The 14,838-nt window shown below is 69.7% G+C and carries 13 protein-coding genes; 1 reads left to right on the top strand and 12 read right to left on the bottom strand.

Annotated elements, in window-relative coordinates; all coding sequences use genetic code 11:
* Window positions 1-57: 57 nt before the first annotated feature.
* From OG452_RS02830 to OG452_RS02815, 4 genes are all read right to left on the bottom strand, one after another.
* On the bottom strand, window positions 58-1,851 hold the full coding sequence (locus OG452_RS02830) for a glycoside hydrolase family 15 protein (protein WP_327293999.1): 1,794 nt from the start codon (window positions 1,849-1,851) through the stop codon (window positions 58-60).
* 45 nt (window positions 1,852-1,896) lie between these two features.
* Window positions 1,897-2,988: an enolase C-terminal domain-like protein gene (locus OG452_RS02825; RefSeq protein ID WP_327293998.1), complete on the bottom strand. Its 1,092-nt coding sequence runs from the start codon at window positions 2,986-2,988 to the stop codon at window positions 1,897-1,899.
* A gap of 35 nt (window positions 2,989-3,023) precedes the next feature.
* Complete coding sequence (locus tag OG452_RS02820) at window positions 3,024-4,847, bottom strand: thiamine pyrophosphate-requiring protein (RefSeq protein WP_327299488.1); 1,824 nt, start codon at window positions 4,845-4,847, stop codon at window positions 3,024-3,026.
* 89 nt (window positions 4,848-4,936) lie between these two features.
* Window positions 4,937-8,020 (bottom strand): FAD-binding and (Fe-S)-binding domain-containing protein, encoded by a 3,084-nt coding sequence (locus tag OG452_RS02815; RefSeq protein ID WP_327293997.1) that lies wholly within the window; start codon window positions 8,018-8,020, stop codon window positions 4,937-4,939.
* A gap of 437 nt (window positions 8,021-8,457) precedes the next feature.
* Between OG452_RS02815 and OG452_RS02810 the strand changes: the two genes are divergently transcribed.
* Window positions 8,458-8,994, top strand: a complete 537-nt coding sequence (locus tag OG452_RS02810; protein WP_327293996.1) for an isochorismatase family cysteine hydrolase — start codon at window positions 8,458-8,460, stop codon at window positions 8,992-8,994.
* An 83-nt stretch (window positions 8,995-9,077) separates the two neighbouring features.
* Here OG452_RS02810 and ligD (OG452_RS02805) read toward each other — a convergent pair whose 3' ends face one another.
* The 8 genes from ligD (OG452_RS02805) to ku all read right to left on the bottom strand — a co-directional run bounded on the left by ligD (OG452_RS02805) (window position 9,078) and on the right by ku (window position 14,706).
* Complete coding sequence (gene ligD / locus OG452_RS02805) at window positions 9,078-9,995, bottom strand: non-homologous end-joining DNA ligase (protein ID WP_327293995.1); 918 nt, start codon at window positions 9,993-9,995, stop codon at window positions 9,078-9,080.
* Window positions 9,992-11,023, bottom strand: coding sequence for a non-homologous end-joining DNA ligase (gene ligD / locus OG452_RS02800; RefSeq protein ID WP_327293994.1), 1,032 nt, complete (start codon window positions 11,021-11,023; stop codon window positions 9,992-9,994). The genes ligD (OG452_RS02805) and ligD (OG452_RS02800) overlap by 4 nt, the downstream gene beginning before the upstream one ends.
* Window positions 11,020-11,667, bottom strand: a complete 648-nt coding sequence (locus tag OG452_RS02795; protein WP_327293993.1) for a DNA polymerase ligase N-terminal domain-containing protein — start codon at window positions 11,665-11,667, stop codon at window positions 11,020-11,022. The genes ligD (OG452_RS02800) and OG452_RS02795 overlap by 4 nt, the downstream gene beginning before the upstream one ends.
* Before the next feature lie 124 nt (window positions 11,668-11,791).
* Window positions 11,792-12,133 (bottom strand): hypothetical protein, encoded by a 342-nt coding sequence (locus tag OG452_RS02790; RefSeq protein WP_327293992.1) that lies wholly within the window; start codon window positions 12,131-12,133, stop codon window positions 11,792-11,794.
* Window positions 12,134-12,187: 54 nt separating this feature from the next.
* Window positions 12,188-12,394 (bottom strand): hypothetical protein, encoded by a 207-nt coding sequence (locus OG452_RS02785; protein WP_327293991.1) that lies wholly within the window; start codon window positions 12,392-12,394, stop codon window positions 12,188-12,190.
* Between the two features lie 229 nt (window positions 12,395-12,623).
* Window positions 12,624-13,127 (bottom strand): DUF6328 family protein, encoded by a 504-nt coding sequence (locus OG452_RS02780; RefSeq protein ID WP_327293990.1) that lies wholly within the window; start codon window positions 13,125-13,127, stop codon window positions 12,624-12,626.
* Window positions 13,128-13,134: 7 nt separating this feature from the next.
* Window positions 13,135-13,509, bottom strand: coding sequence for a VOC family protein (locus OG452_RS02775; RefSeq protein ID WP_327293989.1), 375 nt, complete (start codon window positions 13,507-13,509; stop codon window positions 13,135-13,137).
* A gap of 153 nt (window positions 13,510-13,662) precedes the next feature.
* Window positions 13,663-14,706 (bottom strand): non-homologous end joining protein Ku, encoded by a 1,044-nt coding sequence (ku, locus tag OG452_RS02770; protein ID WP_327293988.1) that lies wholly within the window; start codon window positions 14,704-14,706, stop codon window positions 13,663-13,665.
* Between the last annotated feature and the right edge of the window lie 132 nt (window positions 14,707-14,838).

Genomic DNA, 14,838 nt, shown 5'->3' with positions numbered 1-14,838 from the left:
TGGGGTGGAGTGCCGGCCGGCCTCGGGAAAGCGGGCGCGGCTCGCACTGAGCCGGCGCTATCCGGGCGGCGGAGGCTCTTCGGTGAGGCGGCCCGCGCACTCCAGGAGCAGTGCGTGGACGAAGGCCTGCGGCAGGTTGCCGCGCAGCTGCCGCTGTGTGATGTCGTACTCCTCCGAGAACAGCCCGGGCGATCCGCATGCCGCCCGGTTGCGTTCGAAGAAACGCAGGGCGCGCACGGTGTGACCCTGCTGGTGCTCGGCCAGCGCCATCATGAATCCGCACAGCAGGAAAGCCCCTTCGGCGTCGCCGAGCGCCCGCTGGTCGTGGCGGAAGCGGTAGACGTACTCGTCGCGGGACAACTCCTCCCGGACGGCGCGCAGGGTGGCGAGGGTGCGGGGGTCCGAGGCGGGCAGCGCGCCGCGAACGGGCGGCAGCAGGAGTGCCGCGTCGACGCCGGGGTCGTCGGGCGCCCGCTGCCACCGGCCGTCGGCGTGCACGCTGGTACGCGCGGTGTCGGCCAGGATCGTGTCGGCGAGCGATGCGTACCGGGCGACGTCCCTGGCTCTGCCCGGCAGCGCGGCGACGGCACGCAGGCCGCCGACGCAGGCGAGCCGCGAGTGCGTCCAGCGCCGGTTGTCGATTTCCCAGAGGCCGGCTTCCGGCCGGGACCAGACCTGCTCGACCGCGTCGACAGCGGCCTGTATGGCGCCCCATCCTTCGGGGCCCAGACGCTCGCGCCGGTCAGCGGCGGCCAGCAGTTGCAGGGCCTCGCCGAACGAGTCGAGCTGGAACTGCTGGTTCACCCAGTTGCCGACCTTGTCGGTCCCGCCCGGATAGCCGGGCAGGTTCAGCTCGCGCTCGGAGGGCACCGCGCCGCCCGTGACGGTGTAGGCCGGTTTGAGGTGCGGCCCGTCTTCGAGGAGCCGGGCGGAGACGAAACCCACCGCGGAATCGAGCAGCTCGTCGGCGCCGACACCCGCCGCAGCGATGCCCGCGTAGCACTGGTCCCGGATCCACGCGTAGCGGTAGTCGTAGTTGCGGCCGGTGCCCGCGCGCTCGGGCAGGCACATCGTGGTCGCGGCGACCATGCCGCCACCACTGCTCGTCAGGCCGCGCAGGACCGCTTGGGCATGGTGTGCGTCGCGCGTCGCGATGGTGTTGGCGGGCGCCGGGCAGGCCCGCGCCCAGGACGCCTCAGTGGCTGCCCATGCCAGGTCCGCGTCCACCGGTTCATCGGGCAGCGCCTCCCTGGACAGCTCCAGCACCAGGTCGTGGTGGCCGCCCGGGGGCACGGTCAGATCGAATGCCAGCAGCTCGCCCTTGCCGTCCACGTGGTCGGTCGGCCGCGCCGCTTCGGCGCCCGTCCAGCGCCACCGCAGTGGGCCTGTCCGTCCCGTCCATACCCCGCCGTGCTGCCTCAGGTGGCGGTTGTGGTCGTACCCGAACCCGCCCCGTGGCTCCAGCAGCACCCGTACGCGCGCCGGGCGGTCGACTGCCAGGACGCGGCGCAGCAGGACCACCCGGTCGCGGTCGCCGGGGAACGCGAGCGCCTCGCGGCATTCGATGGGGCCGTCGGTGGTGATCCAGCGGCTGTGCCAGATCAGGCTTCCCCGCTCATAGGAGCCGCCCCACACATGGTGCGGGTCCTGTGGGGTGACCGCGTAGGCCCCACTGCCTCCGATGAGGGCGGAGAACACCGCGTCGGAGTCCCAGTGCGGAGCGCACATCCACGCGATGTCCCCCTGCGGGCCGACCAGTGCGCCCCGCTCTCCGTCGGCCAGCAGCGCGTAGTCGCGCAGCACATGCGGGGTGAACGCCGCACCGGTGTCGGTGGCGTTCGGTGTCACCATGGCGGAACGTCCTCTCGGCGGGCGGGGGCATGGACCGGGATCAGGTCAGGCGATGCGGTAGGGCTCGGCTGCTTCGTGGCGGAGTGTCAGGCCGAGCCCGGCCGCTCCGGACAGGCCGGGCCGGAGCGCCCCGCCGTCCGGGTCGAGTACGCCGTCGAACAGCATCCGCTCGATGCGTACGTGGTCGTGGAACCATTCGAGATGACGGAGGTTCGGCACGGACGCCGCCACGTGGGCATGCATGTGCGGGGCGCAGTGCCCGGAGATCTGGAGTCCGGCGGCCTCGGCGAGCGCCGCGACGCGCAGCCATACGGTGATGCCGCCGCATCGGGTGACGTCGGCCTGCAGGCAGTCCACGGCGCCCGCGTCGAGCATGTGCCGGAAGTAGGACAGCGTGTAGCCGTACTCGCCGGCGGTGACCTCCGTCGTGACCGCGTCCCGGATGCGCGCCAGACCCCGGAGGTCATCGGACGACACGGGCTCCTCGAACCAGGAGACGCCGTTGTCATCGAGGTGCCGGGCGAGCCGGACAGCCTGTTTGACCGTGTACGCGCCGTTGGCGTCGACGAACAGCTGAGCGTCGTCACCGATGCTCCGCCGGGCCCGTGCGACGCGTTCGCGGTCCCGCTTCTCCGCCTGCCCCCAGGACTCACCGATTTTGATCTTGACCCGTGGGATGCCCTGCTCCGCCACCCAGGTACGCAGCTGGCGGTCCTGCTGCCCTTCGTCGTACGTGGTGAAGCCCCCGCTGCCGTAAACGGGCACCTCGGTCCGGCTCGCACCGAGCAGCCGGACAAGGGGGAGGCCGAGCAGGCGGGCCTTGAGGTCCCACAGCGCGATGTCGACGGCGGAGACGGCCCCGGCGGCCACACCCGGGCGCCCGGCGTTGCGCAGGGCCCGGGTCATGGCCTCGTTGGCACCGGGTGTGTCCCAGACGGACCGGCCGGTCACCACGGACGTGAGGTGGTCCCTGATGACGTTGGCGGTGGCCGGCGCACCGTAGGTGTAGCCGAGCCCCACGGCGTCGCCGCAGTGCACCTGCACGAGAACCAGGGTGGTCGACTCCCAGGCCAGCGTGCCGTCCGCCTCCGGTACGTCGGTCGGCACCGTGTACGCGGCGACCTCGACGCCCGCCACCAGCGGGTCCGTATCCGGAGGAGTGCCTGGAGCAATCAACTGTCAGCCCCTCCCCGGGACTCCGGAGCGTCGCCGTGCCGGTGGCCGCCGGGCAGCATTTCCTGCACCTTGGCCTTGAAGCCCTGCCGGATCATGCCCGCCCGGTCACTGTCGCCCTTGGCGATGGCGGCGGCCGCGGCCTCGATCTGGTCCAGGCTGGCGTGCGGCGGAATGGGCGGTACGGCGGGGTCGGTGCGGAAGTCGATGACGAAGGGGCGGTCGGCGCCCAGAGCCCGGTGCCAGGCGGATTCCACCTCTCCCGGCTTCTCCACCCGTACCCCGTCGAGGCCGATGGACCGAGCGAAGTCCGCGTAGGGCACATCCGGGATCGCCTGTGAGGGAAGGAACTGCGGGGCCCCCGACATCGCGCGCATCTCCCAGGTGACCTGGTTGAGGTCCTGGTTGTTGAGTACGGCCACGATCAGCCGGGGATCCTCCCACTCCTGCCAGTACTTGGCAGCGGTGATGAGCTCGGCCATCCCGTTCATCTGCATCGCACCGTCACCCACGATCGCGAGGGCAGGCCGGCCCGGGTGGGCGAACTTGGCGCCGATCACATAGGGCACACCGGGCCCCATGGTGGCGAGGGTCCCGGACAGAGAGCCGCGCATCGTCCCACGCATCCGCAGGTGCCGGGCGTACCAGTTCGCGGCTGAGCCGGAGTCGGCGGCGAGGATCACGTCGTTCGGCAGCAGTGCGTCGAGCGCGTGCACCACGTACTCCGGATTGACGGGGTCGGCCTCCACGGCGGCCCGCCGTTCCATAACCTCCCACCAGCGCGCCGTGTCCTTCTCGATCTTCTTGCGCCAGGCCCCGTGCTTCTTCCGCTTCAGCTGCGGCAACAGCGCCTTGAGCGTCTCCTTGGCGTCGCCCACCAGGTTGACCTCGAACGGGTACCGCATCCCGATCATGTGGGGGTCGATATCGATCTGCACCGCGCGCGCCTGGTCGAGCTCGGGCATGAACTGGGTGTACGGGAAGCTGGAGCCGACGACGAGCAGCGTGTCGCAGTCCTGCATCAGTTCGTACGACGGACGGGTGCCCAGCAGGCCGATCGCCCCGGTCACATACGGCAGATCGTCGGGCAGCGCGTCCTTCCCCAGCAGCGCCTTGGCGACCCCGGCGCCCAGCACATCGGCCAGTTCCTCGACCTCGGCGCGGGCACCGCGGGCCCCCTGGCCGATCAGGATCGCGACCTTCTCTCCCGCGTTCAGTACCTCGGCCGCTTTGGTGATCTCGGCTGCGGCGGGCACCGGAGCGTACTGGGCCATGCCCAGGCTGGAGGGCACCATCTTGAAGGCGTGGGCCGGAGGCGTGTAGTCCAGCTCCTGCACATCGGCCGGAATGATGATCGCGGTCACCGACCGGCGGGCGTAGGCGGTGCGCATGGCCCGGTCGATGACATTGGGGAGCTGCTCGGGGACCGTCACCATTTCGCAGAAGTCGGAGGCGACGTCCTTGTAGAGGCTCAGCAGGTCGACCTCCTGCTGGTAGGAGCCACCCATGGCGGTGCGGTTGGTCTGTCCGACGATCGCGACCATCGGGACGTGGTCGAGCTTCGCGTCGTACAGACCGTTCAGCAGATGGACCGCTCCCGGGCCGGACGTCGCGGCGCACACACCGACCTTGCCGGAGAACTTGGCGTAACCCACCGCCTCGAAGGCCGCCATCTCCTCATGGCGCGCCTGGACGAACTTCGGCTTGTTGTCCGCGCGCCCCCAGGCGGCCAGGAGGCCGTTGATGCCGTCACCGGCGTAGGAGAAGACATGGTCGACATCCCACTCGCGCAGTCGCTGGAGAATGTAGTCGGACACCTTGATCGACACGGGGCTTCCTCTCGTTCGACTTCTGGATGGTCTTGGCCGGGCGTCGAGGGCTCATCCGCGGCCCTGCCCGTTCGGATCACGGATCAGCGGCGCCGCCACGCCCACACACCGATGGCGGCCCCTGCCGCCCCGGCCGCGAGGGCCGTGGCTGTGGTCAGGCGGGCGCCGTTCGGCGAGGCGCCGGGACGTTCGGTGAGTTTCTCCGGATGGTCCGCGGGTGCATGGGGGTCGAGGCCGAGCGCGAGGGCCTCGGCCAGGTGCATCGCGCGGCGCCCGGTGTCGCCCTGTTCGATCTGCGTTCTGCAGCTGAACCCGTCGGCGAGGACCAGAGCGCTGGGCGACGCCTCGCGCACGGCGGGCAGTACCCCCTGTTCGCCGACCTTCATGGACACGTCGTGGTGGCCGCGTTCGAAGCCGAAGTTCCCGGCCAGACCGCAGCACCCCTCGTCCAGTACGTCAGCGTCGATGCCGGCGCGCTTCATCAGCTCACGATCGGCGTCGTACTTCATCACCGCGTGCTGGTGGCAGTGCGTCTGCACCATGGCAGTGCGGCTGAGCGACGGCGGCTGCCAGCCATCGGGGGCGTCGTTGACAAGCAGCTCGGAGAACGTCCTGAACTGCTGCGCGAGGCGCTGCACGTCCTGGTCGTCGGGCATCAGTTCCGGCGCGTCGGAGCGGAAGACAGCGGTACAGGACGGCTCCAGTCCGACGACAGGGGTGCCCGCCTCGATCCATGGGCGCAGCACGTCCAGCGTGCGGTTCAACACCTGCTTCGCCGTCGCGAGTTGGCCGGTGGAGATCCAGGTGAGCCCGCAGCACACCGTCCCGGGCGGCACCGCCACCTTGAACCCGGCGTCCTCCAGCACCCGCACCGCGGACTTGGCCACGCCGGGATGGAAGTGGTTACTGAAGGTGTCGGGCCACAGAACGACCGTACGCGGATCGAAGGGATCGGGCTCCGGGGTGCCGCGCCGGACCCACCACTCGGCGAAGGACTCCCCGGCGAAGAGCGGCGCCTCACGCTCGGCGGCGACCCCGGCGAGGCGCTTGCCGATCCGCGCCAGCCCCGGGGCGTGCAGGACAGCGTTGGCCAGACCCGGCGCCACCCGTGCCAGACGCGCCCACAGCGGCAGCCAGCCCATCGAATAGTGGGCGGCGGGCCGCAGCCGCCCCTCGTAGTGGTGGGAGAGGAATTCGGCCTTGTACGTGGCCATGTCGACACCGGTCGGGCAGTCGGACTTGCAGCCCTTGCAGGCCAGACACAGGTCGAGGGCGTCGCGGACCTCAGCCGAGCGCCACCCGTCGGTGACGGGCGAGTCGGCGTGGCCGCCCAGCATCTCGAACAGCAGCCGGGACCGGCCCCGGGTCGAGTGTTCCTCCTCACCGGTGGCCCGGTAGGACGGGCACATCACACCGCCTTGGTGGCTGCGGCAGTTCCCGATACCGACACACCGCATCACGGCCCGGGTGAACGAATGGTCGTCCTCCGGGTAGCCGAACTCGGTGTCGTCGTCACGGGGGCGCCACAGAGGCCCCAGCCGCAGGTTCTCATCCACCCGGTACGGATCGACGACCTTGCCCGGGTTCATCCGGTTGCCGGGGTCGAAGAGCGCTTTGACCTCGCCGAACGCTGCGACCAGCCGGTCGCCGAACATACGGGTCAGCAGCTCGCCGCGTGCCTGTCCGTCACCGTGCTCACCGGACAGCGACCCGCCGTAGGAGGAGACCAGATCGGCGGCCCTCATCAGGAACTCCCGGAAGGCCGCCACACCGTCAGCGGTCTTGAGCCCGAAGGGGATACGGGTGTGCACGCATCCGTGGCCGAAGTGTCCGTAGAGCGACGGGTGGTCGTAGTCGAACTCGTCGAAGAGCTTCTTCAGATCACGCAGATAGTCGCCCAGCCGCTCGGGCGGGACCGCGGAGTCCTCCCAGCCTTCCCATGTCTCGCGGTCGTCCGGCGGCCTCGCGGTGACCCCGAGCCCCGCCTCGCGGGCCTGGAGCATTTTCTGCTCGCGCCCCGGATCGTCGGAGACGGCGACCGAAGGATCGTGCTCGTCCCGCCCCAGCGCCCGCAGCATGTCGCGAACCTTGGAGTCGGCCTCCTCGCGGCTTTCCGCGCTGAACTGCACCAGCAGCCAGCTCTCCCCCTCGGGGAACCGGGCCAGTGAGTCCAGATGGGAGTGCTCCTCCCGCATCAGCTGGGCCATGCGTCCGTCCAGCGCCTCCAGGAGCTCCGGATCGCTGTGCTCCAGCACCCGCGGTACGTCATCGGCCGCGGCGCAGATGTCGCTGTACCCGAGCACCGCCATCGCCTCGTAAGCCGGTACCGGCACCAGGTCGAGCTCGGCCGACAGCACCGTGACGAGAGTGCCCTCGCTGCCCACCAGGGCCCCGGCCACATCGAAGTGCTTCTCGGGCAGCAGCGAGTCGAGGTTGTAGCCGGACACCCGGCGGGGGATGTCCGGGTATCCGCGCCGGATGTCCGCGAGGCAGCGCTCACTGATCTGCCGCAGGCCCCGGTACAGCTCGGCCCGGCGGCCGCCCCCGGCGACGATGTCATCGAACTCCGCGTCAGTGGTGGGGCCGACCCAGCAGCGCAGCCCGTCGTAGGTCAGGATCTCCAGGCGCCGTACGTTGTCCACGGTCTTCCCGTACGCCTGGGCCGACGCGCCGCAGGAGTTGTTCCCGATCATCCCGCCCAGCGTGCAGTGACTGTGAGTCGCGGGCTTCGGCCCGAACTTCAGCCCATGACCGGCCAGTTGCCGGTTGAGCTCGTCGAGTACGATCCCCGGCTCCACGACACAGGTCCTGGCTTCCGGATCGACCGACACCAGGTGGTGGCAGTACTTCGTCCAGTCGATGACGACCGCCGTATTGGTGCACTGGCCGCCCAGACTGGTGCCGCCGCCCCGGGACAGCACCGGCGCGCCGAACTCGGCGCACACTCGCACCGCCTCGGCGCCCGCCTCCACATCGTGGGGCACGACCACACCCGTCGGCACCTGCCGGTAGTTCGACCCGTCCGTGGAGTAGGCACCCCGGCTCCCCGGGTCGAACCGCACCTCGCCCCGCACCCTGGACAGCAGCGCCTTCTCAAGCCCGGCTGTGTCGAAGGCCGCTGTCGCGCCCGCCCCTGTGGCGGCGTCCTGCGCCGGCTCCGGCTGCATGGCTCCCTTCCTTTCCCGAGTCTCACGAACGTGTGCGCATGACGCGGGCACGCGGACCTGGCTGCCCCTGCCTTCGCTCACAGGACGCGAAGATCCGAGTCGCCTCGAACATCCTCACGCGGAGTGGCGGCTGTGGCATCTCGGCGCTGTCCGCCGTAGCCACAGCCATCAGCCATTCGCGTAGCCGCAAGAGCGCGACGGAAACCCCACAGGAAGAAATAACCACAGGAAGAAATAAGGGGGCCCGGGAGCGGTTCAGGCCCCGGGGGAGAGGTCACCCGAGTGGTAGGAGGAGCGAAAACGGCGGAACGTTGTCCCACGTGGGGGTGTGGCCCGCCCGCGAATCCTGAAAGGAGCGTGACGGCAGTGTCGTCCACTTTCAGCGTGCTCAGTAACCGGGCGGCACAGGCCCGCCCGCGACGAGCGGCGCCCGGCTCATGAGCAAGAGCGCGCTCATCGTCATTGACATGATCAACACATATGACCACCCCGATGCGAACCGCCTCCTTCCCACCGTGTCGGAGGTGGTACCGACGATCGCCCGGCTGCTGGAACGGGCCCGCGCCGACGGCATTCCGGTGATCTACGTCAACGACAACTTCGGGGAATGGCGATCGCACCATGGCGAGATCGTCGACACCGCGCTGGCGGCCCCGCACGCGGAACTGGTCGAGCCCATCCGGCCGGACGACACGTCGCTGTTCGTGGTGAAGGCGCGACATTCGATCTTCTACGAGACGCCGCTTGCCTACCTGCTCAACCAGCTCGGCATCGCCCACGTGGTGCTCTGCGGCCAGGTCACCGAGCAGTGCGTCCTGTACTCCGCCCTCGACGCGCACATTCGGCATCTCAAGGTCACCGTCCCGCGTGACGCTGTCGCCCACATCCACGATGACCTCGCTGACGCCGCGTTGCGCATGATGGAACGCAACATGAGCGCGCGCATCTGCTCCACCGACGAGATCGAGTGGTAGCCGGCTGGGACATCGCAGCCGTACACCGACCGGGCCGGACGGTACCCGCTCGGCCCAGCGCCGCATTCCGGCCGGACGCCGGGTCAGCGCAGTCTGTCCAGCCTCTGCCGGGCTGCCGGGAGGGACCGGCCGCGCCCCAGGCCCGACCAGGGTTCTGACCCGGCGAGCTCCACGATGGCGTCCACATCGCGCAAGGACCAGCTCCGGGCGGTGAGGCCGGGGTCTTCGAGGTGGTCCCAGGTCAGTGGCACCGCGACCGGCGCACCCTCCCTGGCCCGTACCGACCACGGAGCGACCGCGGTCTGGGCGTAGGCGTTGCGCTGGACATCGAGGTAGAGGCGGTCGCCGCGCGCGTCCTTGCGTACCGCGGTGGTCAGCCGGCCGGGGTCCCGGGCGGCCAGGACTTCGGCCGCCTCCCTCGCGAAGGCCCGGCAGTCGTCGAACCCGGTGCGACCGTCGAGCGGGACGGTCACATGCAGCCCCTTGGAGCCGGTGGTCATCAGCATGGCGGGCAGCTTCAGTTCGTCCAGCAGCTCCTTCGTCAGGCGAGCCGCGTGACGCACCGCCTCGAAGTCGTGTCCCGGCGGGTCGAGGTCGAAGACCAGGCGGTCGGGCTGGTCCAGGTGCGCGGTGGTGGACAGCCAGCGGTGCAAGGTGACACAGGCCTGGTCGGCGAGGAAGACCAGGGTGGCGGCGTCGTCGCAGAGGGTGTGCCGGACGGTGCCGCCCTCCTTGGCGACCTCGGCCGTGTGCACCCATTCCGGGTAGTGGTCCGGTGTGTCCTTCTGCATGAAGTGCGGCTGTGCTCCGATGCCTTCGGGATGGCGTTCCAGCATCAGCGGGCGCCCTTTCACCTCGGGCACCATGTACCGGGCGATCCGCCGGTAGTACTCGGCGATATCCGCCTTCGTCAGACCGCCGTCCTCCGCGAAGAGCACCTTGTCCGGCCTGTGCACTTCGAGGGTGCGCCGGCCGGCGCGGATCCGATACGTGTCGTTCATGACGGTGTCCTGTTCCTTCCCGTCTGCGGCTGTTCCCGTACGACATCTGCCGCGGCCTTGTCCTGCCGGAGCCCCAGGAAGCGCGGATGGCGCAGCATTCCGTCGCGGGTCCATTCGGTGAAGCCGGTCTCCGCCACGAGCACGGGCTCGACCCAGTGGGCGCCCCGCTCCCGTACCGCCGTGCTGAACGGCGAGGCGGTGGTCTCCAGCGCGTCGAGCCGGGCGCGGAGCCGGGCCAGCGTCCTCTGGTCGAAGCCGGTACCGACCTTGCCGGCGTAGATGAGGCGGCCGTTGTCGTAGTAGCCGAGGAGCAGCGCGCCGAATCCGGTGCGCGACCCGGCGGGTTCCGTGAAGCCGCCGATCACCAGTTCCTGGCCGTTCGCGCACTTGAGTTTGAGCCAGTCCGGGGACCGGCGGCGCTGGTAGCGGCCGTCGGCGCGCTTGGCGATGAGGCCCTCCCAGCCCCGGCCGCAGGCCTCATCGAGCTGCTGCTGTCCGCCCTGGTTGCGGTGCGGGGTGAAGCGTACGGGGGCGCGGAAGTCGAGAGCGCGTCGCAGCAGGGACTTCCGGGTGCGCAGCGGAAGCCGGGTCAGATCGAAACCGTCCAGCCGGAGCAGGTCGAAGACGTAGTAGGTGACGGCGACCCCACTGGCCCGCGCACGGCGCGGATCGGTGAGCTGCATGCGCTGCTGGAGGCGGGCGAAGTCGGTACGGCCGTGGGCGAAGGCGACGATCTCACCGTCGACGGTGAATCCGTCGCTCGACTGCCCCGCGAGCGCGTCGGCGATCTCCGGATAGCCCCCTTCCACCGCACGGCCGGTGCGTGAGAGCAGGCGTACGCGGTCCGCGTCGCGGGTGGCGAGGGTCCGCATCCCGTCCAGCTTGCGTTCGAAGACCCAGTCGGAGCCGAAGTCGCGGCGGTCGGTGAGGACGGCGAGCATCGGATCGGCCGCCGATTCGTGAGCGGCCGGAGCAGGCGTCAGCAGCCGCTGCTGGGCCTCGGGCAGAGCCCGGAGCAGGTCGTTCATCCGGCGTCCCCCGAGCCTTCCGCAGTGTTCTCCGGGTCCTCATCGGCGACCTGTTTCAGGGTGCGGCCGCTGAGCGCCGAACGGGCCCGCTGCGGGTCGGGGGCGGGTTTGCCGTCGGCACGGGCGTCCTTCTTCTTGACGAGGAGCCAGGACTCGCGCTCTCCGGACTTCTCGCCTCCGCGGAAACGGGTGAGTGCGTAGGCGCCGTGCAGTTTGGACCCGTCGAGACGGAAGGTCGCGTGACCGTGTTCCAGAGCCTCGGCGAACGTACGGCCCTTGTCCCCGGTACTGCCCGCCAGCGGTTCGTACGTGCCCTGGTCCCAGACGATCACTGTGCCCGCCCCGTACTCGCCACTGGCGATCACGCCCTCGAAGGTGCGGTAATCCATGGGATGGTCCTCCGTGGGCATCGCCAGCCTCTTGTCGTGTATGTCCGCGGAGGGCCCCTTCGGCACGGACCAGGACTTGAGGGTGCCGTCGACCTCCAGCCGGAAGTCGAAGTGCATCGTCGATGCGTCGTGGATCTGGACCACGAAGACGGGCTTCTCACTGGCGTCGCTGTCCTCGCCGCGGGGTTCGCGCGTACGGTCGAAGTGACGCTTCCCCCGGTACCTGGCCAGCTTGTCGTTGTCGTTGTCGCTCACGCCTGCATGCCTCCTGCGGGACGGCCGCCGGCTCCTCGTCCACTCCGGGGGCCCCGGGTCACCGCCCGTACGTCTCGTCGGGGCGACCCGGGGCCGCGCCTTGTCAACAGGCCGGCGCAAGGTTCTAGGGCTGGTCCTCGGCTCGTGGAGTTCCGCGGTGGTGGGACGGCCCGGTGCCGGGGTCGTCCGACTGTGGTCCGGACGCGCGCCGAGACCGGTCGGCGGACCTTTCATCGGCGGGCTTTTCGTCGGCGGGCGAACCGGTCGCACCGCCCCTGGTGCGGCTGGGCTCAGCGGCCTTCATGTCCTCGTCCGTCACAGGGCCCGTCGCGCCCCCGGTCTTCGCGCCGCCTCTGGTTGATTGCTGCTTGCCCTCGGTGTCGGCCGATTTCCGGCGCCCGGCATAGGGCGGTACGGATTTGCCCGCGGCGTCCATGTCGTCGGGTCCGCTCGATTTCCTCGTCACGGTGGGTTCTCCTCCCTATGCCCCGAGCTTTCTCACATCCCAGCCGGAGCTGTCTCAGCCGCCGCCCGACTGCAGGTCGGGGGCGTCCGGATGGGAGGACTTCCGAGGCTTGATGGACGTGTCGGACTTCTCGTCCGCCGTGCCGGCCGGCCTGTCGGCCGGTCCGCCGGACGGTTCGTCCGAGCCCGTGTCGCGAGACCCCTTCGCCCCGCGCTCCTCCTGCGGCTCTTCCTGGATCCTCGCACCTTTTCTGTCCGACATCGGAACCCGCTTCCTTGCTGCCATCGCACAACCGCGGCTGTCCGCGGGTGCTGGGTCGGCTGCTGACCCGGAGCATCGCCTCCGGGCCGGGAAGCACGGAGGAAACCCCCGTCAGACCATCCTTCACCCTTCTGCACCAGCCTCGCATCCGGAGCGGCACCAGCGCTGCTGACGCCAGTGAATTCCGGGGCCGGACGACGAGACGCCCAGGTATACGCGGTGGTGCCGGTCACCGGTGGTGGCGCGCCCAGGCCGGGAGCACGAACCAGCACAGGATGAACCAGACCACCATGGCGCCCACCAGCCACATGGCGAGCGGGCTGTGCAGGGCGACCCGCAGGATCAGCAGCAGCGACAGAGCCATGGTGCAGAGCAGGAGCCCCAGCCCCACCAGCGTCAGCCTGCCCGCCCACTCCACGGTCTGCGGCTTCAGCTGCCGGCCGGTGAGGAGGCGGTGCATTGAGACGGGCCCGACGAGGGCGCCGGTCGTGGCCGCCCCGAACATGACGGTGACGGCGTAGATGTTGCGATCGGTCCCGGACAGATCACTGAAGCGCTGCTGGAAGACGACGGTCAGCAGGAAACCGAACAGGATCTGCACCCCGGTCTGGGCCACGCGCAGCTCCTGAAGCAGATCCGTCCACTTCCGGTCTGCGCGTTCCTGCGGAGTCTCGCTGCGACCGTCGTCCCTGCTGCCTGCGTTGTCTTCGCTGTCTGCGCTGTCGTCCCGCACGTCGGAACTACCGGCGACGGCAGAGACAGAAGGGGTGACCGGCCGGGTCGGCGTAGACACGGAAGCCGCGCTCGCCGTCGGCGTCGTCCAGATCCAGTGGGGTGGCGCCCAGCGCGAGCACCTGCTCCTGCGCCTGCTCGATGTCGTCGACGTCGAAATCCAGGTGTGCCTGCTGGGAGTTGTCGCCGGCCTGCGGCCAGTCGGGCGGGCGATATCCCGGAGCCCGCTGGAAAGCGAGCCGTACACCGCCGGGGGCGTACAGGTCATACCAGTCTTCCGCGTACTGTTCGACCTTCCCTCCGAGCACATCAGCGTAGAAGCGGGCCAGCGACTCCGGCTCGGGGCAGTCCAGAGCCACCAGACTGAACGTGGCGACAGCCATCGTGTCCTCCTGAACATCGACATCTGTACGAGAACCAGTGCCCTCTGCGGCCAACGTAAACCTTCCGGCGACAGCCCGCTGGGGCTGAAGGGCGAGCAGGGAGGCGATGACTTCAGCACGGAACCGGCGAAGGCCGGTTGGAAGGAGTGCGGGTCATCCGGCGCGGGCGGTCGCGCCGGAGAGGGCTTTGACGAGCTCCTCACGGGTCATCGAGGACCGGCCGTGGATTTCGGCAGCCGTCGCGCGCTCATAGAGCTCCGCCTTGGTCAGCTTCCCCAGATCCTCGGCGGTGGACCGCCGATCGGATGCGGCCCTGCCGCGCTTGTGGCTCTTCCCCCCGCCCCGGGCCCCGCTCCGGCTCCCGGACTGCTTTCCGGACTGCTTTCCGGACCCGCCTCCGGCCGAGTCGACGCTGGCCCGCAGCGCGCTCATCAGGTCGATGACATTCGTCGACTCCGGAGGCGCCTCCGCCTTCTCCACGGTCTCCCCGCTGAGTTTGGCTTCGATCAGCTTGCGTGTCTGTTCCTGATAGGTGTCGTGGTATTCCTCGGGGTCCCATTCGATGCTCATGGCCTCGACCAACTGCACGGCCGTCTTCATCTCCCGGTCGCTGACCTCTGCTTTCCCCGGCAGATCGGCCACTTCGCGGCGGGGGTCGCGTACCTCGTCGGCCCAGTGCAGAGTGTGCAGGGCCAGAATGTCGCCTTCGGCCTTCACAGCAACCAGATATTGGCGGTTGCGCATCACGAACGTGGCGATACCCGCCTTGTTCGACTGCGCCATGGCCCGGTGAAGCAACGCGTAGACCTTCTCGTACTCCTTCCCGCGCGGGCCCAGGTAGTACGTCTTGTCGAAGAAGATGGGATCCACGTCGTCGAGGTCGACGAAGCCGCTGATCTCCAGCGATTTGGAACGCCCCGGCGCGATGTCGTCCAGCTCCCTGGGTTCGACCAGTACGTACTCGTCACCCGCGTCGACCCCCTTCACGATGTCGTCCAGCGGTACCTCTTCGCCCGTACGCTCGTTCACGCGCCGGTTCCGTACCCGGTCGGAGGTCCCGCGCTGGAGCTGGTGGAAGTGGACCGTGTGGCTCTCCGTCGCGGAGTACAACTGGACGGGCAGGCTGACGAGCCCGAACGACAGGGCCCCGCTCCACACCGGACGCGCCATTGTCACCACCACCCTCTCTCCCTCCATCGCACTCCCTTCCGGCGCCACCCGCATCCCCGCAGCTCCGCAACGCCGCATGGCCAGGGGCGCCGGAGCCTGGAGCAGGCGGCCCGAGGAGTGCATGCCGGCAAGCCACTTGGTACGTTTTACGGGGGGTGT

The organism is Streptomyces sp. NBC_01197 (genome assembly GCF_036010505.1).
GTDB lineage: Bacteria > Actinomycetota > Actinomycetes > Streptomycetales > Streptomycetaceae > Streptomyces.
This window is presented reverse-complemented; position numbering and strand designations above follow the sequence as displayed.